Annotated in this window: 18 protein-coding genes; 6 read left to right on the plus strand and 12 right to left on the minus strand. The window is 67.9% G+C overall.

Annotated features, from left to right (window positions below; genetic code table 11):
* Positions 1-28: 28 nt before the first annotated feature.
* Positions 29-625: a TetR/AcrR family transcriptional regulator gene (locus Q8S38_RS14490; protein WP_305681129.1), complete on the minus strand. Its 597-nt coding sequence runs from the start codon at positions 623-625 to the stop codon at positions 29-31.
* Between the two features lie 225 nt (positions 626-850).
* Positions 851-2,308 carry a cobyric acid synthase gene (locus tag Q8S38_RS14495; RefSeq protein WP_305681130.1) on the minus strand — a complete coding sequence of 486 codons (1,458 nt, stop codon included), beginning with the start codon at positions 2,306-2,308 and terminating at the stop codon, positions 851-853.
* A 337-nt stretch (positions 2,309-2,645) separates the two neighbouring features.
* Between Q8S38_RS14495 and Q8S38_RS14500 the strand changes: the two genes are divergently transcribed.
* Positions 2,646-3,806 (plus strand): aminotransferase, encoded by a 1,161-nt coding sequence (locus Q8S38_RS14500; protein ID WP_305681131.1) that lies wholly within the window; start codon positions 2,646-2,648, stop codon positions 3,804-3,806.
* A 33-nt stretch (positions 3,807-3,839) separates the two neighbouring features.
* Here Q8S38_RS14500 and Q8S38_RS14505 read toward each other — a convergent pair whose 3' ends face one another.
* The 7 genes from Q8S38_RS14505 to Q8S38_RS14535 all read right to left on the minus strand — a co-directional run bounded on the left by Q8S38_RS14505 (position 3,840) and on the right by Q8S38_RS14535 (position 9,597).
* Complete coding sequence (locus Q8S38_RS14505) at positions 3,840-5,231, minus strand: hypothetical protein (RefSeq protein ID WP_305681132.1); 1,392 nt, start codon at positions 5,229-5,231, stop codon at positions 3,840-3,842.
* Positions 5,232-5,321: 90 nt separating this feature from the next.
* Positions 5,322-5,672 (minus strand): RidA family protein, encoded by a 351-nt coding sequence (locus Q8S38_RS14510; protein ID WP_305681133.1) that lies wholly within the window; start codon positions 5,670-5,672, stop codon positions 5,322-5,324.
* An 81-nt stretch (positions 5,673-5,753) separates the two neighbouring features.
* Positions 5,754-6,200 carry a YqaA family protein gene (locus Q8S38_RS14515; protein ID WP_305681134.1) on the minus strand — a complete coding sequence of 149 codons (447 nt, stop codon included), beginning with the start codon at positions 6,198-6,200 and terminating at the stop codon, positions 5,754-5,756.
* A gap of 49 nt (positions 6,201-6,249) precedes the next feature.
* Positions 6,250-7,224 carry a type I pantothenate kinase gene (coaA, locus tag Q8S38_RS14520; protein ID WP_305681155.1) on the minus strand — a complete coding sequence of 325 codons (975 nt, stop codon included), beginning with the start codon at positions 7,222-7,224 and terminating at the stop codon, positions 6,250-6,252.
* A gap of 54 nt (positions 7,225-7,278) precedes the next feature.
* Positions 7,279-7,596: a phosphoribosyl-ATP diphosphatase gene (locus tag Q8S38_RS14525; RefSeq protein WP_305681135.1), complete on the minus strand. Its 318-nt coding sequence runs from the start codon at positions 7,594-7,596 to the stop codon at positions 7,279-7,281.
* Positions 7,597-7,756: 160 nt separating this feature from the next.
* Positions 7,757-8,518, minus strand: a complete 762-nt coding sequence (gene hisF, locus Q8S38_RS14530) for an imidazole glycerol phosphate synthase subunit HisF (RefSeq protein WP_305681136.1) — start codon at positions 8,516-8,518, stop codon at positions 7,757-7,759.
* A 74-nt stretch (positions 8,519-8,592) separates the two neighbouring features.
* The gene (locus tag Q8S38_RS14535) at positions 8,593-9,597 is read right to left on the minus strand and encodes a hypothetical protein (RefSeq protein WP_305681137.1); all 1,005 of its coding nucleotides are present in this window, start codon (positions 9,595-9,597) and stop codon (positions 8,593-8,595) included.
* A 42-nt stretch (positions 9,598-9,639) separates the two neighbouring features.
* Between Q8S38_RS14535 and Q8S38_RS14540 the strand changes: the two genes are divergently transcribed.
* Complete coding sequence (locus Q8S38_RS14540) at positions 9,640-10,365, plus strand: carbonic anhydrase (RefSeq protein WP_305681138.1); 726 nt, start codon at positions 9,640-9,642, stop codon at positions 10,363-10,365.
* 5 nt (positions 10,366-10,370) lie between these two features.
* On the opposite strand, the gene Q8S38_RS14545 is transcribed toward Q8S38_RS14540, so the two are convergent.
* A complete protein-coding gene (locus Q8S38_RS14545) occupies positions 10,371-11,123 on the minus strand; it encodes a sulfite exporter TauE/SafE family protein (protein ID WP_305681139.1) in 753 nt (250 codons plus the stop codon).
* 242 nt (positions 11,124-11,365) lie between these two features.
* On the opposite strand from Q8S38_RS14545, the gene Q8S38_RS14550 reads away from it, so the two are divergent.
* A complete protein-coding gene (locus Q8S38_RS14550) occupies positions 11,366-12,016 on the plus strand; it encodes a L,D-transpeptidase (protein ID WP_305681140.1) in 651 nt (216 codons plus the stop codon).
* A gap of 7 nt (positions 12,017-12,023) precedes the next feature.
* On the opposite strand, the gene Q8S38_RS14555 is transcribed toward Q8S38_RS14550, so the two are convergent.
* Positions 12,024-12,929 (minus strand): aldose epimerase family protein, encoded by a 906-nt coding sequence (locus Q8S38_RS14555; RefSeq protein ID WP_305681141.1) that lies wholly within the window; start codon positions 12,927-12,929, stop codon positions 12,024-12,026.
* Positions 12,926-13,693, minus strand: a complete 768-nt coding sequence (locus Q8S38_RS14560) for an IclR family transcriptional regulator domain-containing protein (RefSeq protein ID WP_305681142.1) — start codon at positions 13,691-13,693, stop codon at positions 12,926-12,928. Before Q8S38_RS14560 ends, Q8S38_RS14555 begins: the two co-directional genes overlap by 4 nt.
* An 83-nt stretch (positions 13,694-13,776) precedes the next feature.
* On the opposite strand from Q8S38_RS14560, the gene Q8S38_RS14565 reads away from it, so the two are divergent.
* From Q8S38_RS14565 to Q8S38_RS14575, 3 genes are all read left to right on the plus strand, one after another.
* Positions 13,777-14,634, plus strand: a complete 858-nt coding sequence (locus Q8S38_RS14565) for a CoA transferase subunit A (RefSeq protein WP_305681143.1) — start codon at positions 13,777-13,779, stop codon at positions 14,632-14,634.
* Positions 14,634-15,419 carry a CoA-transferase subunit beta gene (locus tag Q8S38_RS14570; protein ID WP_305681144.1) on the plus strand — a complete coding sequence of 262 codons (786 nt, stop codon included), beginning with the start codon at positions 14,634-14,636 and terminating at the stop codon, positions 15,417-15,419. The genes Q8S38_RS14565 and Q8S38_RS14570 overlap by 1 nt, the downstream gene beginning before the upstream one ends.
* Positions 15,419-16,097: thiolase family protein (locus Q8S38_RS14575; protein ID WP_305681145.1), on the plus strand; the 679-nt coding region annotated here is incomplete at its 3' end. The genes Q8S38_RS14570 and Q8S38_RS14575, both read left to right, overlap by 1 nt.

The raw sequence follows: 16,097 nt of genomic DNA on the forward strand, positions 1-16,097 counted from the left end.
GGCCGCGGCCTGGCCGGGTGGCGGGCGCTCAGACGTTTGGCTTCGGCTGCTCGAGCGCGGTCATGATGAATTCGATCATCGCTTCCGCCGAAGGTCCGGGAATCCGCTCGCATTGCGCCATCAGCAGCGGGTGCTGGAACCGCAGCATCGCCGTACGGATGCATTGCGTCGCCGCCACGGGGGCGATCGCCCGGAACTCGCCGCTCGCGACGCCTTCGGCGACGACTCCGCCCACCAGCGCATCGAAGCGCTCGATATGGCCGAGGATCGCATCCCAGCTCTCCTCCATCGCGGCGCAGACCATCTCCTGCATGCGCTGCTGGTCGGCGAAGCGGGCCTGGTTGATCCGATGGGTGGTCAGCAGCATCTCGCGCAAGCGGCTGCCGGCGGAGCGCGGCTCCGCGATGATCAGCGACAGCGCCTCCTCGAGCTCGCCCTTGAAGCGCGCCAGCACCGCCTCGTTGATCGACTTCTTCGAGTCGAAGAACCGGTAGACATTGGCCGGACTCATCCGCAGCGACTTGGCGATGTCGGCAACGGTCGTCTTCTGGTAGCCGATGTCGCGGAAGAAGCGCTCGGCGGTATCGACGATGCTTTGCCTCGTATCGCGCTCGGGTAATGTCACGGTGTCGGCCTGTCCTGCTGCTTGGGCGGCTGTCGGCGGAATTGATCGCTATGACGAATTTCGTTATTCGTCAACATTCTGGAGAATAAGATCTTTCGATAGAATTCTCCGCCCTGCCCCCGGTTGCATTGATCTGGATTAAATGGCGGGGCTGTTTGCAGCGGCGGACGCCGATCCGCATGCCGACCAACGCGCCCTGCCGACACGATGTTCCCGCGGAGCGCTTCAGCCGACCTTGGCGCGGGCGCGGGCGAGTGCCAGCAGGGCGTCGATGTCGAGATGGGCCGCGAGATGGGCTGCGAGCCGGTCGAGCGTCGCCTCGACATCGTCCTCATAGGACAGGCTCGAGCGCAGGCCGGCGCCTGTCACGGCGGCGAGATAAGCAGCGCGCACCGTATCCGAGGCAAAGACGCCGTGCAGATAGGTGCCTTGCACACGACCGTCGGCGCTCGCCGCGCCTTCCGCCCGGTCGCCGACGCGAAACGGTGCGCGGCCCAGATCGGCGCCCTCGGTTCGCCCGAGGTGAATTTCATAGGCCCGGCCGCTGGCCGCGCTGAATGCCTGCACGAAATCGACCTCGCGCACGGTCTTTTGGCCCTCCAGCACCGTCGCCACGTCGAGCAGGCCGAGACCCGGCGCCTCGCCGGGCGGGCCTTCCAGGCCGAGCGGATCGGACACCACGCGCCCGAGCATCTGGTAGCCGCCGCAGAGCCCCAGGATATGCCCGCCGCGCCGGCGATGGGCCAGGATGTCGATGTCCCAGCCCTGCGCGCGCAGCGCTGCGAGATCCCGCAGCGTCGTCTTCGACCCCGGCAGGATGACGAGATCGGCATCGCCGGGCAGCGCCTGCCCGCGTGGAACCAGGACGAGATCGATCGCGGGTTCGAGCTTGAGCGGATCGAGATCGTCGAAATTCGCGATGCCCGGCAGGATGGGAACGGCGATCTTGAGCCGCGCGCCCGGCTTGGGCGCGAGTGCGCGCAGATCGAGCCCGTCTTCCGCCGGCAGGCGCACCGCATCGGCAAACCAGGGCACGACGCCCAGGCAGGGCCAGCCCGTCGCCTTGCGGATGGTCTCGACGCCCTCGGCAAACAGCGAAACCTCGCCGCGGAAGCGGTTGACGGCGAAGGCCGCGATCATGGCGCGGTCGGCCGCGTCGAGCACCGCATGGGTGCCGACCAGGCTCGCAATAACGCCGCCGCGGTCGATGTCGCCGATCAGGACCGCCGGCACGCCGGCCGCGCGGGCAAAGCCGAGATTGGCGATGTCGCGCGCCCGCAGATTGGTTTCCGCCGGCGAGCCCGCGCCCTCGACCAGGACAAGATCGGCGTCGGCGCTCAGCCGTTCGAAGCTTTCAAGCACCTTGGGCAGGAAGTCGCCGCGCCGTGCGAAGTCGCCCGAGGCGAGATGTCCCGCAACCTTGCCCTGCAGGATGATCTGGCTGCCGGTCTCGCTCTCGGGCTTCAGCAGCACCGGGTTCATGTCGACATGCGCGGGGATGCGGGCGGCGCGCGCCTGCAGCGCCTGTGCCCGCCCGATTTCGCCGGCAGCCGTGGCGGCGGCGTTGTTGGACATGTTCTGCGGCTTGAACGGCCTGACCTTCAGGCCACGATCGGCGAACAGCCGGCACAGCCCCGCCACGACCAGCGATTTGCCGACATTGGAGCCGGTGCCCAGGATCATGATGGCGGGGGGTCGGAGCGTGCCCATGCGCCTGCATAAGTGGCGGCTGGCTCCCGGGCAACCGAGTGAACGGCCGTGACGGTCATGATGGGGGAGGGTCGCCGGTTCACGCCAATTCCCGCTACGCCAAAGGGGCGAAGTCGCAGCGGGTGCCCGTCGTGAACCGGCGAGATGGACTAAACTCTGATTGATGATGAATGTCAACAATCATCATTTCGTATTTCACCGATTTGTGATGCGTGCGGCAGGGATGGTCCGTCGAGCCATGTGGCGTGCGTCAGGCCGCGTGCCGTGCTAGACGCGCGGCCTGTTTTCGTGCCGCAGGCGACCGACCGCGATGAATGCGATTTTTGCCGCTCTTCCCACCAGCGTCTTCGAAGTGATGTCCCAGCTCGCGCGCGACACCGGGGCGGTCAATCTGGGGCAGGGCTTTCCCGACGATCCCGGTCCGCTCGACGTGCGCCAGAAGGCGGCCGATGCGGTGGTGAACGGCTGGAACCAGTATCCGCCGATGATGGGGCTGCCCGAGCTGCGCCAGGCCACGGCTGCACATTACAGGCACTGGCAGGGCCTTGACCTCGATCCAGCCAGTGAAATCATGGTCACCTCCGGCGCCACCGAGGCGATCGCCGGCGCGCTGATGGCGCTGGTCTCGCCTGGCGACGAGGTCGTGCTGTTCGAGCCGATGTACGACGCCTACGTCCCGCTGGTGCGTCGGGCCGGCGGCATCCCGAAATTCGTGACGCTGACGCCGCCGCATTTCGGGCTGAGCGAGGCGGCCCTGGCCAAGGCCTTCTCGCCGAAGACCAAAGTCGTGCTGTTCAACAACCCGCTCAACCCCACGGCGACGATCTTCAGCCAGGCCGATCTCGATCTGCTCGCCGATTTCTGCATCCGCCATGATGCGGTGGCGATCTGCGACGAGGTCTGGGAGCACGTCGTCTTTGACGGCCGCCGGCATGTTCCCGTGCTCGGCCGCCCCGACATGCGCGAGCGCACGGTCAAGATCTCCTCGGCCGGCAAGATCTTTTCGCTGACCGGCTGGAAGGTCGGGCTGGTGATGGCGGCGCCGCCGCTGATGAAGGTGCTGGCCAAGGCGCATCAATACATCACCTTCACCACGCCGCCGAACCTGCAGTCCGCGGTCGCCTACGGGCTGGGGAAGGACGACAGCTATTTCGAGGGCATGCGCGCCGATTTCCAGCGCTCGCGCGACCGCTTCGCCGATGGCCTGCGGGGCCTCGGCTACAATGTGCTGCCCAGCGTCGGCACCTATTTCCTCAATGTCGACATCGCCGCGTTGGGCGAGACCGACGATGTCGATTTCTGCCGGCGGCTGGTGACGGAGCATGGCGTGGCCGCGATTCCCGTCAGCGCCTTCTATGCGGAGGGTGCGGTCAAAACCGTGGTGCGCTTCTGTTTCGCCAAGCGCGATGCCACGCTGGATGCGGCGCTGGAGCGGCTGGCCGATCGGCGGATGCGCATTTCAGCCGCCTGAACCGCCTCGCCCGCCTTTAGCGCGCGTCTGCCTTCAGGTCTTGCGCATCGTCTCGGCGAGGTTGCCGGCCATCACCAGCGTCTTCTGCAGCGCGGCGACGTCGGCGCTGTGGCCGGCCTCGCGCATCGCCTCGACGGCCGCGGCGATCTGCATGAAGGCCCGCTGCGCCAGGGCCGGGTCCTTGCGGCGCGCGGCCAGTTTCATCGAGACCAACCCCTGATTGGCCGAGCTCGTGGCCCAGAGGCGCGGGCTCGACTCGCGGCGTCGCTCCTCCAGGGCCGCGCCAAAGGCGGCGATGGCCTCCTCCAGCACCACCGGCTCGCTGTAGCGTTCGCCCATAGCCCCGAGCACGCCGCCCATCTGGTCCTGCAAGGCGGCCCAGTGCAGGGGATCGCGGGCGCGGTCGGTCGCCTTGGCGACGCGGTTAAACCCGTTGAAGGCGCGCTCGAGCAAGGCCAGGTCGCTCATTCGCCGGCCGAGAGCGGCGCGGGCGCGCGCGATCAGCTCCTCGGCCTCGAGCCAGCGGGCCTCGTCTTCCTCGCGTTTCCAGACCGCGAGCGCGGTGGCCAGTGCCGAGACCGCATCCTCCAGCAGGGCATCGTCCTCGCGCGTCTCGCCGAGCGTGACGGCGATGCGGGCGAAGCGCACCTTCAGCGAACGCCACAGCGCCGGCGCCATCTCCTGTCGCAGATCTTCCAGCGCGGTCGCATAGCAGGACATCGCCTGTTCGAGGAGGGCGACATCGCCGCTCAAGGCTCCCAGGCGGGCCTGCACGCGACCGAGCCGCTCCCGCACTGCAGCCCAGGCGATCGTGTCCTCGAAATTGTCGAGCCGGGAGAGCAGCGAGCGATAATGCGCGATCGCCGCCTCGAAGCCCGTCCGGTCGTCGAAATCCTCGCCGATCCTGGCGAGAGCATCGCCCTGGCGCAGCGCGAGGTCACGGCTGCGCGCGAGATCGGCCACGCCGACGATCGCCGCTGCCTCGGCATAGCGCTGGGCCGCCTCCCGGCAGGCCGTCGGCGTCAGCTCCAGCATGGCGGTGGCGGCGCGGTCGGCACGGGTCTCGCCCGCGGCGATGCGCCGGTCCTTCGGCATGGCGGAAAGATCGGTCATGCCGCCGAAAAAACGCAGTTCGAGCTGGGCCAGCGCCCGCTCGATTTCGCCGAACTGGCCGGCTTCGAGCGCGCGGGCCGCCTTCATGCGCGGCTCGGCGACGCCGTCGTCTTCGGCCGGCCGGGCCAGCCGGGCGCGCAGGCCGAGCACATCGCGCGCCTTGCGCGTCAGCTGCCGTTCGAGCGTGGAGAGGTTGGGTCTGGCGCCGCCCCTGACGATGCTGGCCATGATGGCCAACAGCACCGCGAGTGGCACGTCGTACCGCTCCGCGATGCGCGCGATCATGGTGGACATGTCATCTTGGGTCGTCACGATGCCATCTCCTTTCGCTTCCGGCCGCAGGGCGCGCCGGTCGTGACGATCGCCCGGCGCGGCCGGGCGATCGCCGGAACCGGAGCCGGCTTACTTGGCGGCGATGACCGCGATCTCGACCGTGAACTGCGGGCCGGCGAGCTTGGCCTCGACGGTGGCCCGGCCGGGCGTCTGGCCGGCGATGACCCACTTGTCCCAGACGCCGTTCATCTCGGCGAAGGTCGACATGTCCGACAGCCAGATGTTGACCATCAGCAGCTTGCTCTTGTCGGTGCCGGCTTCGGCCAGGAGCCCGTCGATGATGCCGAGAATCTCGGCGGTCTGCTCGGCGACGCTCTTGCCGGCCGCCTTGTCCGCGACCTGGCCCGCCAGGTAGACGGTGTCGCCATGGACGACGGCCTTGGACATGCGCGGGCCGACGGCGATGCGCTGAATGCTCATGATCAGATCTCCAGAAAGGGGCGTTCGCTGGTAGCTTGTGCCGCAGCCTTGCGCAACGCCCTGCAGGTTGCGCGAATGCCGCTACGTCAGGGTATTAAAGCCTGCCCACAGCATCGCATAGCGCGCCGCCTTGCCGATGAACACGAGGGCGATGAACCGGCCGAGCGGATAGTTCAGCGTGCCGGCGACGAAGGTCAGCGGGTCGCCGCCGATCGGCAGCCAGGCGAAGAGCAGGGACGGCCAGCCGAAGCGCGCAAACCAGCCCTGCGCCTGAACGAGCCGGCGTGGATCGGGCCGCAGCCGCCGCGGCAGCTTTTCGACGCCGCGGTGCGCAATCAGACGGCCGAGCCACCAGTTGACCACCGAACCCGCCGTGTTGGCGACGCTCGCGACCAGGAACAGCGCCAGCGGATCGACGGTCTTCGCCGCCAGAAGCCCGAGAAAGACGGCCTCCGACTGCGCCGGAAGCAGGGTCGCCGCGACGAAGGCAGCGCCCGCCATGCCGGCCAGCGACCAGAACGTCTCCATCAGCGGAGCGCGATGGCCAGGCCGGTCGGCGATGCGGGCGCCATCACCCTCACAGCCGGCGCAGCGCGACCTGCTGGATGCGGTGGCTCGCGCCCTTGGTCAGGATCAGGCTGGCGCGCTGGCGGGTCGGCAGGATGTTCTCCTGCAGATTGGGCAGGTTGATGCCGTTCCAGAGGTCCTCGGCGATCGAGAGCGCCTCGTCCTCGCCGATCTCGGCGTATTTGCGGAAGAAGGATCGCGGATCGCGGAAGGCGGTCTGGCGCAGCGTCATGAAGCGGTCGACATACCAGCGATGCAGGTCGTTCTCGTCGGCGTCGAGATAGACCGAAAAATCGAAATAGTCGGAGACGAAGGGGATGACCGTGCCGTCCTTGGGCATCCGGCTCGGCTGCAGCACGTTGAGTCCCTCCAGGATCAGGATGTCGGGCCGCTCGACGGTCACCGTCTCGCCCGGCACCACGTCGTAGACGAGATGCGAATAGACCGGCGCCTTGACCTGCGGTTTGCCGGCCTTGACGTCGGATAGGAAGCGCAGGATCGCCGAGCCGTCATAGCTTTCGGGGAAGCCCTTGCGCTGCATCAGCCCGCGCCGCTCGAGTTCGGCATTGGGCAGAAGGAAGCCGTCGGTGGTGACGAGCTCGACCTTGGGCGTGTTGGGCCAGCGCGAGAGCAGCGCCTTGAGCACGCGCGCCGTGGTCGACTTGCCGACCGCGACCGAGCCCGCCACGCCGATGATGTAGGGTACCTTGACCTCGGCCTCGGCGAGCAGGAAGCGCTGCGTCGCCTTGAACAGCCCTTGCGTCGCCGCGACGTAAAGCGAGAGCAGGCGCGACAGCGGCAGGTAGATCGCCACGATCTCGTCGAGCGAGATCGGGTCGTTGATCGACTGCAGCTTGGTCAGGTCGTCGACCGACAAAGTCAGCGGCGTGTCGGCGCGCAAATGGGCCCACTCGTCGCGGGTGAAGCTGCGATAAGGCGAATCGAGTTCGGGAAGGGCCGGGGCGGGCATCGCGCGCTGGTCCATGGGGCGGCCCGCAATCCAGGCTTCGAGGTTCAACGCAGGACTAGCCTCGGCTTTTTAACGGGGTCGTGCGGCTTTCTCCGCCAGACCGGAGCGCACGGTTCGAGCCTCAAGCTGGCTCAACACGTCCTGCAATGCAACATCGCGGGCCTTGAGTACAACCAACAGATGATAGAGCACGTCCGCGCTTTCGGCGATCAGCTCGTCCCGGTCGCCCTTCACAGCGGCAATCACGGCCTCGACCGCCTCCTCGCCGAATTTCTTGGCGCAGCGCTCGGGCCCGGCGGCGAGCAGCTTGGCCGTCCAGGATTCATCGGGCGACGCGGCGGCGCGCTCGGCGATGCGGGCTTCGAGGTCGGAGAGGGTGAAGGTCATGCTGCCCTCCCGGCATTCCGGGGCGCGCCGAAGGTGCGAACCCGGAACCCACGACCGGGCGAGCCCTTTGTGCGGGTCTTGAGGGTGAACCCGGTCGTGGGTTCCGGGTTCTTCGCGAAGCGAAGCCCCGGAATGACAGGCTGCTGGAGCATCATCATCATCAATCCAGCCGCATCGCCAGGCCCGCCTGCGCCATATGCGCCTTGGCCTGCGGGATCGTGTAGGTGCCGAAATGAAAGATCGAGGCGGCCAGCACCGCCGAGGCATGGCCCTCGCGCACGCCGTTGACGAGATCGTCGAGATCGCCGACGCCCCCTGAGGCGATCACCGGCACGGTGACCGCGTCCGCGATCGCCCGGGTCAGGCCCAGATCATAACCGACCTTGGTGCCGTCGCGGTCCATCGAGGTCACCAGCAGTTCGCCGGCGCCCAGCGAGACGACCTCGCGGGCGAAGGCCACCGCCTCCAGCCCGGTCGGGTTGCGCCCGCCATGGGTGAAGATCTCCCAGCGGCCCGGCGTGACCTGCTTGGCGTCGATCGCCACGACGATGCACTGGTCGCCGAATTTCTCGGCCGCCTGCTTGACGAACTGGCGGTTGGTCACCGCAGCCGTGTTGATCGAGACCTTGTCGGCGCCCGCCAGCAGCAGCGCGCGGATGTCCTCGACCTTGCGAACGCCCCCGCCCACCGTCAGCGGCATGAAGCAGGCTTCCGCAGTGCGCGTCACCACGTCGAACAGGATGCCGCGGTCCTCGTGGCTCGCCGTGATGTCGAGGAAGCAGAGCTCGTCGGCGCCCGCCGCGTCATAGGCCTTGGCGGCCTCGACGGGGTCGCCCGCATCGACGAGATCGAGGAACTGGACGCCCTTGACGACGCGCCCGTCCTTGACGTCGAGGCAGGGGATGATGCGGGTTTTGAGCATGGCGCGGCCGGCCTTGAGGAGCGATGTCGGCAGCCTATGCCGGATTTCGCCTCCGCCGTCACCTTCGCCGCGCCTTAGCTGCGCCCCCCGTGACGTTCGGCCAGTCGCCCGGTCTCCGCGACCCAGCCCCAGAATAACCGGAACCAGGCCTCGCTCTCGGCGAGCAGGCGTGGCGTCAGGGCGATCCGCCCACTGGGGCGGTCCTGCAGGAGCAGCCCCTGCGCTTCGGCTCGGTTGATGACGTTGCGGATATGCGAATGCGAGACGCCCAGCCGCGCCGCGATCTCCCGGCCGCCGAGATCGAACCAGTTTGGGCCGTCCTGGCGGTCGGACGCGGCCGCATGATGGGCTCGTAGCAGGATGAGCCCGATGCGGTCGCCGCAGTCGAAGCGGTCGAACCAGGCCCAGGCGCCGTCGCCGGCCATCGCGGCGCGGGTGCGATCGAGCAGGTCGCGCGCATGGGCGAGGTAGAGCCTGAGCCCGTCCGCATCGGCCTGCAGCCGCTCGCACAGGCCCGGCTCGGCGAGGCCGAGGATCTCGCTGCAGCGCGCGTGATGCGAAAGCCATTGGCGCAGCCCCTCGAAAAGAGGCGGCGCGGGCACGAGCCAGGTGGCGCGCGCATCCGTCGGCACCGGCTCCTGCGTGAGATAGCCCGCAAACCGCAGCAGCCCGAAAAACGCCGCCAGCGTCCGCGCGCCGCCCATCTCGCGCTGCACGAGCCCGAGCGTCGGGCGCGGCCCCAAGCCGAGCTGGGCTTCGCAATGCATCACCACGACGAGGCCGGCGGCATGAGATTGGAGACTGCGGCCGAAGACCTTGTTGATCAGCTTTTCGGCGAAATGCAGCCGCAGAACAGCGTCGGCGCAATGGATGATCGCACAACGATAGCGCGCGTTGCTGTCTTGCGGGTCAATGATCGCGTCAAAAAGTCTGGAGTTATCATTCAACAATAGTGAGCAGCCTGATTTACGTATCGTTAATTCACGGACCAATCCTTTGCGGTGTCTGCAGAGTTTGGACTGGCCAGCCATCGCAGCACCAATACTCTCGCGAGGCAATGCCGAAGGTGACCGCTCCACCCCGGATCCGGCCCTCGGCCGCTCTCGCGAAGGATCATCGCCATGTGCGAAGGCTGCGCCACCAAAGCCCTGTCGTTTTCGCCCTCCCGCCGGTCCCTGCTCGCTGCCGGCGCCGGTTTTGCCCTTGCCGCTGGGCTGGCCGGATCGGCCCTCGCGGAAGGCGTCACCACGACGCCGACGCCGCTCGGTGGCGACGAGGCGCTGAAGCGGTTGATGGAGGGCAATGCCCGCTATGCCGCCAACACGCCCAATGAGCGCGACTTCTCGGCCGGCCGCGCGGCGCGCGCCCGCTCGCAGCACCCCTTCGCCTCGATCGTGAGCTGTGCGGATTCCCGACTCGCTCCGGAACTCGCCTTCGACCAGGGCGCAGGCGACCTCTTTGTGGTCCGCGTCGCCGGCAACTTCGTCAACGAGGACGGGCTGGCGAGCCTCGAATTCGGCGCCGCCGTGCTGCAATCGCCGCTGATCCTTGTGCTGGGCCACACGAGTTGCGGCGCGGTGGCCTCGACCATCGACGTGGTCAACAACGGCACGCAACTGCCCGGCCACCTGCCCTCGCTGATCAACGCGATCAAGCCGGCCGTGCTCGAAGCCCGGAAGGCGGGCGCGGCGAACATGCTGGAGGCGGCCACCGAAGCGAATGTCCGGCTGAATGTCGAACGGCTGAAAGGCGCGGCGCCGATCCTCGCCGAGCGCGTCGCGCAGAAGAAGCTCACCGTCGTCGGCGGCATCTACGAACTCGCGACCGGCAAGGTGAAGCTGATCTGAGGCGGTCAGTATCCTGCGGCGCGGCGCAGGAGGTCGATCCCGACGACCGTCAGGATCGTCTTGATTACCACCACGAACCAGCGCTCGGGCAGGCGCTCCAGCAGCTTGGTCCCGAGCATGGTGCCGGCGAAGCCCGAGACGATCATCACGCCGATCAGCGGCAGCCAGTCCGAGAAGGAAAAGCCCAGCGCCCCGAAGGCGACGACCTTGAGCAGGTGCTGGATGGTCGTGCAGGCCGCATGCGTCGCGATCAGCTGGCGCTTTTCGAGGCGCAGCGGCAGCAGCAGCGCCTGCACGAAGGGCCCGGTCGCGCCGACGAACATGGTGATGATCGTCGAGAGGCCGCCGCCGATCACGAGCCCGCTCGAGGCCAGCCCCGGGATGCGCGGCTTCGGCAGCCAGGTCATGACCAGGATGAAGGCGCCGAGCAGGCCGAGCAGGATGCGCTCCGGCAGTTCCACCACCAGCAGCGCTCCGATCACGGCCCCGATCACGGAGCCCGCGGTAAAGCGCGCCACCAGCGGCCAGAGCGCATGCGCTCGTTGCACATAGGTGCGCCCGATATTGGAGCCGACCTGGACCAGCCCGTGGACGGCGATGATCACGGAGGGCGGCACGGTGCCGGCGAGCGCGCCCAGCATCGCCACCCCGCCGCCGATGCCGAAGGCGGCGGTGAAGGCCGAGGTCATGAAGCTGACGGCGATCAGCAGCAGCGCGATGGCGGGCGCGACGCCGGCCGGCAGGAGCATGTCGAGCATGGAGAACCGGGAAGGCGGGAGGTCGGGAGGGATGCGACGCCTCCTGCTACACCTGCCGACGCTCCCCGCAAAGCCGCCGGCCGGCCCGGCCGCATCGACCCGGAAACCACATTTCGGCTGCGCGCTTTACAAGCGCCGGCCATCGGCGTTTGCTGATCGGCAATGGCCGCCGCTCCGGGCTCGATCCCGGATGCAGGACAAGGCCGAGGCGTTCAGCGGTTGCGTGTTTTCGGAGTGGTGTGATGCGTCGCATGTTCGGTCTTTTGGCCGCCGTTATTCTATCGCTCGTCGGCATCGCCTCGGCGCAGGCCGGCGTCGATGTCCGCGTCGACATCGCCGCCCAGCGCATCCAGGTCACCACGACCGACGGCGAGAGCTACAACTGGGCGATCTCCTCGGGCCGCAAGGGCTATCGCACGCCCAACGGCGTCTACCGCCCGACGCGGTTGGAGAAGAACTGGTATTCGCGCAAATATGGCGGGGCGATGCCCCATTCCGTGTTCTTCCGCGGCGGCTATGCCATCCATGGCACGACCGCGGTCGGCGCACTTGGGCGTCCGGCCTCGCATGGCTGCATCCGCCTGCACCCGGCCAACGCGGCCAAGCTCTTCGCGCTGGTCAAGAAGCACGGGCCCAGTCAGACGCGCATCGCGCTGAATGGTGTAGCGCCCGACAATCTCTCGCAATTCGCCAAGGCCTCGGGTGGAAGCAAGGCCAAGATCGCCAAGGCCAAGAGCAAGCGGCCTGCAGCCGTCGCCCAGCAGCGCAAAGCGCCGAACTGGGATGCCGCCCGCGAGCAGATCCTGCTGCGCCCCGCCTTGCCGGCCGGCGCGTTCGGCTACCAGCCTACCAATCTGCAGCGCTATTACGAGACCGGCCCGCGCTGGCGCTGAGCCGGGCTCACAGAGCCTCCGGCGCAATCCGCAGCCAGCCTTCCAGGCTCTCGCCCGGGGCGAGGCGCCTCAGCGGCGCCGCTTCCCGCGCCGCTCTCTCGCTGGGCGAGCCGATGACGTGGCTCTGCGGCTCGACGCAGAGGAAATCTGCCCCCGCCGGCGCCCAGACGACCGGACAGCGCAGGCTTTCGCTCGCCGTCAGCGTGATGGCGAGCCCGGTCGAGGGCGTCTCGATCCGCGCCGTGCCGTCCCAGCCCAGGAAGCTCCAGGCGGTCTCGCGGCCGGTGGCGAAGACTGGCTTGCCGGCATAGGGGCCGCCAGCCGACAGCGCCTCGGAACCGGTCGCGCGGAAGGCGTCGCCGAAGACGAGCGCGCCGCTGGCGGTCAGACCGAGCCGGGTATCCGCCGCGCAGGGAAACCAGGGATGGTGCCCCAGCCCATAGGGTAGCGCCTGGTCTGCCTGGTTGGTGATCGCGAGCGCAACGGTCATACCCCTGTCGTCGAGGGTAATCTCCTGGCGAACCCGGTAGCGATAGGGGTCGGGGCCTGCATCGCGGCGGTGTTCCAGCACGGTATGGCCGGCGGTATGGCCGAGTATGTCCCAGGCGGACTGCCAGCCGAAGCCGTGGATATTGCCGCCGCGCTGATCGTTTTCAGGCACGCAGAAACGCGTCATGCCGTCATCGACGATCCCCTCGAAGGCGCGGTTGGCGAAGGGGACCATCGCCCAGCTGCCCATCATGTTCGGCGCCGCCGTCGCGGGCCTCGCGCCGTCTGGCGAATGCAACAGCTTGTGCAGGCGCCCGTCGGGCCCGCGCCACTCCAGCGCCGCGATGATGCCGCCGGCTTCCGGATGGATGCGGGCGCGGAGCGGTCCCACTTCGAGTTCCAGCATGGTGTCGTCGTCTTTCACGTGATCAGCGGCCGCAGCATGGCCTGCAGGCTGCGCATCTGCGGCAGGAAGCGCGCCACCATGTCCCCGGCCGAGCTGCGCTGGACCTGGCCCGAAATGTTGAAGGCGGCGATGACCTCGCCGCGTGCATTGACCAGCGGCATGGCCAGCGAAATCAGCCCGAGTTCGAGCTCCTGATCGACGATGCAGTGCCCCTGTTCGCGCACGTCTGCGAGGATCGCCGCCAGTTTCGCGGGATCGGTGACCGTGCGCGGCGTCAGCGCCCGCGGCTTGCCGGCGATGATCCGCGCCTGCGCCTCGGCGGGGTCGCGGAAGGCCAGCAGCACGCGGCCCATCGAGGTGCAGAAGGCCGGCAACCGCGTGCCGACCGACAGGCCCACGGACATGATCCGCCTTTGCGCCGAGCGCCCGATATAGACGATCTCGTGCCCGTCGAGCAGGCAGGCCGAGGAGGATTCATGGGTCTCCTCGGAGAGCCGCTCCAGAAACGGCTGCACGAGCTGGGGCAGGGCGCTGGAGGCCAGCCAGGCATGGCCGAGCCGAAGCACGCGCGGCGTCAGCCGGAAGAATTTGCCGTCGAATTCGGCATAGCCGAGTTTGGTGAGGGTCAGCAGGCAGCGCCGTGCGGCGGCCCGCGACAGGTCGGTCGCGCGCGCGACGTCGGCGATGGCCAGCTTGTCGTGCGCGGCATCGAAGCATTCGATCACCGCCAGCCCCTTCTCGAGAGCGGCCATATGGTCGCGGTCGGCCGCTTCCCCTGCCATGCTTGACCCGCCTGCTGCCTGCAGCATAAAGTTCGATTATCAGAACGTTGTGCGATAAACGCACATTATGAGGAGATGTCAAGGTGGCGGAATTCGTCTCCCTCTCGCAGGGAATCGAGGCGGTCCTGAGCGATGGCTGTTCCGTCGCGATGGAAGGCTTCACCCATCTCATCCCCCATGCGGCGGGGCATGAGACGATCCGGCAGGGCAAGCGTCGGCTGACGCTGATCCGGATGACGCCGGACCTGATCTACGATCAGCTGATCGGAACCGGCTGTGCGGAGAAACTGATCTTCTCCTGGGGCGGCAATCCCGGCGTCGGCTCGCTGCATCGCTTCCGCGATGCGGTCGAGAATGGCTGGCCGCACCGGCTCGAGATCGAGGAGCATAGCCACGCCGCTATGGCCAACGCCTATGAGGCGGGCGCGGCGAACCTGCCCTTCGCCGTCTTCCGCGGCTACAAGGGCGTCGATCTGCCCTCGGTCAATCCCCAGATCCGCTCCGTCACCTGCCCGTATACGGGCGAGGTGCTGGCGACGGTGCCGGCGATCCGCCCCGATGCGGCGATCATCCACGCCTTGAAGGCCGACCGCGAAGGCAATGTCCTGCTCGAGGGCATCGTCGGCGTGCAGAAGGAGGCGGTTCTGGCGGCGAAGCGCTCGCTCGTCACGGTCGAGGAGATCGTCGACGATTTCGGCCCGCGCAACGCCAATGCGGTGATCCTGCCCTCCTGGGCCGTCACGACAATCGCCCATGTGCCCGGCGGCGCCTACCCGTCCTACGCCCATGGCTATTACAAGCGGGCCAACGACTTCTACATCGCCTGGGACAAGATCGCCCGCGAGCGCGAGACCTTCTTGGCCTGGATCAAGGAAAACGTGCTGGAAAAGGGGCCTGATGCCTTCGCCCGCCATGCGCAGCCGCAGAGGGAGGCAGCCTGATGACCGCGACCCCGACCGAAATGATGACCATCGCGGCGGCGCGCCTGCTGACGAACCAGGACGTCTGCTTCGTCGGCATCGGCGCGCCCTCGGCCGCCTGCAACCTCGCCCGGCTCACCCATGCGCCGAAGATCACGCTGATCTACGAATCCGGCACGCTCTCGACGCGGCCCAGCGTGCTGCCGCTCTCGATCGGCGACGGCGAGCTCTGCGACACCGCGCTGACCACCGTCGCGGTGCCCGAGATGTTCCGCTACTGGCTGCAGGGCGGGCGCATCACCATCGGCTTCCTCGGCGGCGCGCAGATCGACCGTTTCGCCAATCTCAACACCACGGTAGTCGGCCCCTACGACGCTCCCAAGGTCCGTCTGCCCGGCGGCGGCGGCGCGCCCGAGATCGCCTCGTCCTGCGGCGAGATCTTCATCACATTGAAGCAGTCCAGACGCGCCATGGTCGACAAGATCGACTTCTTCACCAGCTTCGGCCATGGCGAGGGCGGCGACCACCGCGCAAGACTCGGGATTGCCACCAAGGGACCGACCCTGATGGTGACCGACCTTGCGGTCTGGCGGACCGATCCTGTAACACATGAATTCACGGTGGTCCTGTTGCACCCCGGCGTCACCCGCGAGATGGTGCAGGCCGAATGCGGCTGGACCGTCCGCTTTGCCGACGAGGTGGGCGAGACTCCGCCCCCGACCGAGCTTGAACTGACAACGCTGCGCGATCTCAACGCCCGCACCAAAGCCGCCCATTCGGGCACAAACACCGGAGACGCTGCCTGATGGCCGAAGCATTCATCTGCGATTACATCCGCACCCCGATCGGCCGTTTCGGCGGCGCGCTCTCGGGCGTCCGCACCGACGACCTCGGCGCCATCCCGCTCCGCGCATTGATGGCCCGCAACGCCCAAGTCGACTGGGCTGAGATCGACGAAGTCTATTACGGCTGCGCCAACCAGGCAGGCGAGGACAACCGCAACGTCGCCCGCATGTCATCGCTGCTCGCGGGCCTTCCGGTCTGGGTGCCCGGCACCACGTTGAACCGCCTCTGTGGCTCGGGCATGGACGCGGTGCTGGCCGCCGCCCGGATGATCCGCTCAGGCGAGGCCGGCATCGTCATAGCCGGCGGCGTGGAAAGCATGTCGCGCGCACCCTTCGTCATGCCCAAGGCCGACACGGCGTTCTCGCGCAATGCCGAGATCCACGACACCACCATCGGCTGGCGCTTCGTCAATCCGCTGATGAAGGCCCAGTATGGCATCGATTCGATGCCCGAAACCGGCGAGAACGTGGCCGAACAGTTTGGCGTCAGCCGCGCCGCCCAGGACGCGTTTGCGCTCCGCAGCCAGACCCGCGCCGGCGCCGCCCAGGCCTCCGGCCGGTTTGACAAGGAGATCACCCCGGTGGAGATCCCGCGCCGCAAGGGCGACCCGATCGTCGTCGATACCGACGAGCATCCCC

This window comes from Allobosea sp. (assembly GCF_030695125.1).
In the GTDB taxonomy this organism is placed as follows: domain Bacteria; phylum Pseudomonadota; class Alphaproteobacteria; order Rhizobiales; family Beijerinckiaceae; genus Allobosea.

Bases quoted from the DNA above. Each gene is read 5' to 3' on its own strand.
- Q8S38_RS14500 (WP_305681131.1), top strand. From the start codon at position 2,646: ATGAATGCGATTTTTGCCGCTCTTCCCACCAGCGTCTTCGAAGTGATG.
- hisF (WP_305681136.1), bottom strand. From the start codon at position 8,518: ATGCTCAAAACCCGCATCATCCCCTGCCTCGACGTCAAGGACGGGCGC.
- Q8S38_RS14515 (WP_305681134.1), bottom strand. From the start codon at position 6,200: ATGGAGACGTTCTGGTCGCTGGCCGGCATGGCGGGCGCTGCCTTCGTC.
- Q8S38_RS14540 (WP_305681138.1), top strand. From the start codon at position 9,640: ATGTGCGAAGGCTGCGCCACCAAAGCCCTGTCGTTTTCGCCCTCCCGC.
- Q8S38_RS14545 (WP_305681139.1), bottom strand. From the start codon at position 11,123: ATGCTCGACATGCTCCTGCCGGCCGGCGTCGCGCCCGCCATCGCGCTG.
- Q8S38_RS14550 (WP_305681140.1), top strand. From the start codon at position 11,366: ATGCGTCGCATGTTCGGTCTTTTGGCCGCCGTTATTCTATCGCTCGTC.
- Q8S38_RS14495 (WP_305681130.1), bottom strand. From the start codon at position 2,308: ATGATCCTGGGCACCGGCTCCAATGTCGGCAAATCGCTGGTCGTGGCG.
- Q8S38_RS14560 (WP_305681142.1), bottom strand. From the start codon at position 13,693: ATGGCAGGGGAAGCGGCCGACCGCGACCATATGGCCGCTCTCGAGAAG.
- coaA (WP_305681155.1), bottom strand. From the start codon at position 7,224: ATGGACCAGCGCGCGATGCCCGCCCCGGCCCTTCCCGAACTCGATTCG.
- Q8S38_RS14570 (WP_305681144.1), top strand. From the start codon at position 14,634: ATGACCGCGACCCCGACCGAAATGATGACCATCGCGGCGGCGCGCCTG.
- Q8S38_RS14510 (WP_305681133.1), bottom strand. From the start codon at position 5,672: ATGAGCATTCAGCGCATCGCCGTCGGCCCGCGCATGTCCAAGGCCGTC.
- Q8S38_RS14525 (WP_305681135.1), bottom strand. From the start codon at position 7,596: ATGACCTTCACCCTCTCCGACCTCGAAGCCCGCATCGCCGAGCGCGCC.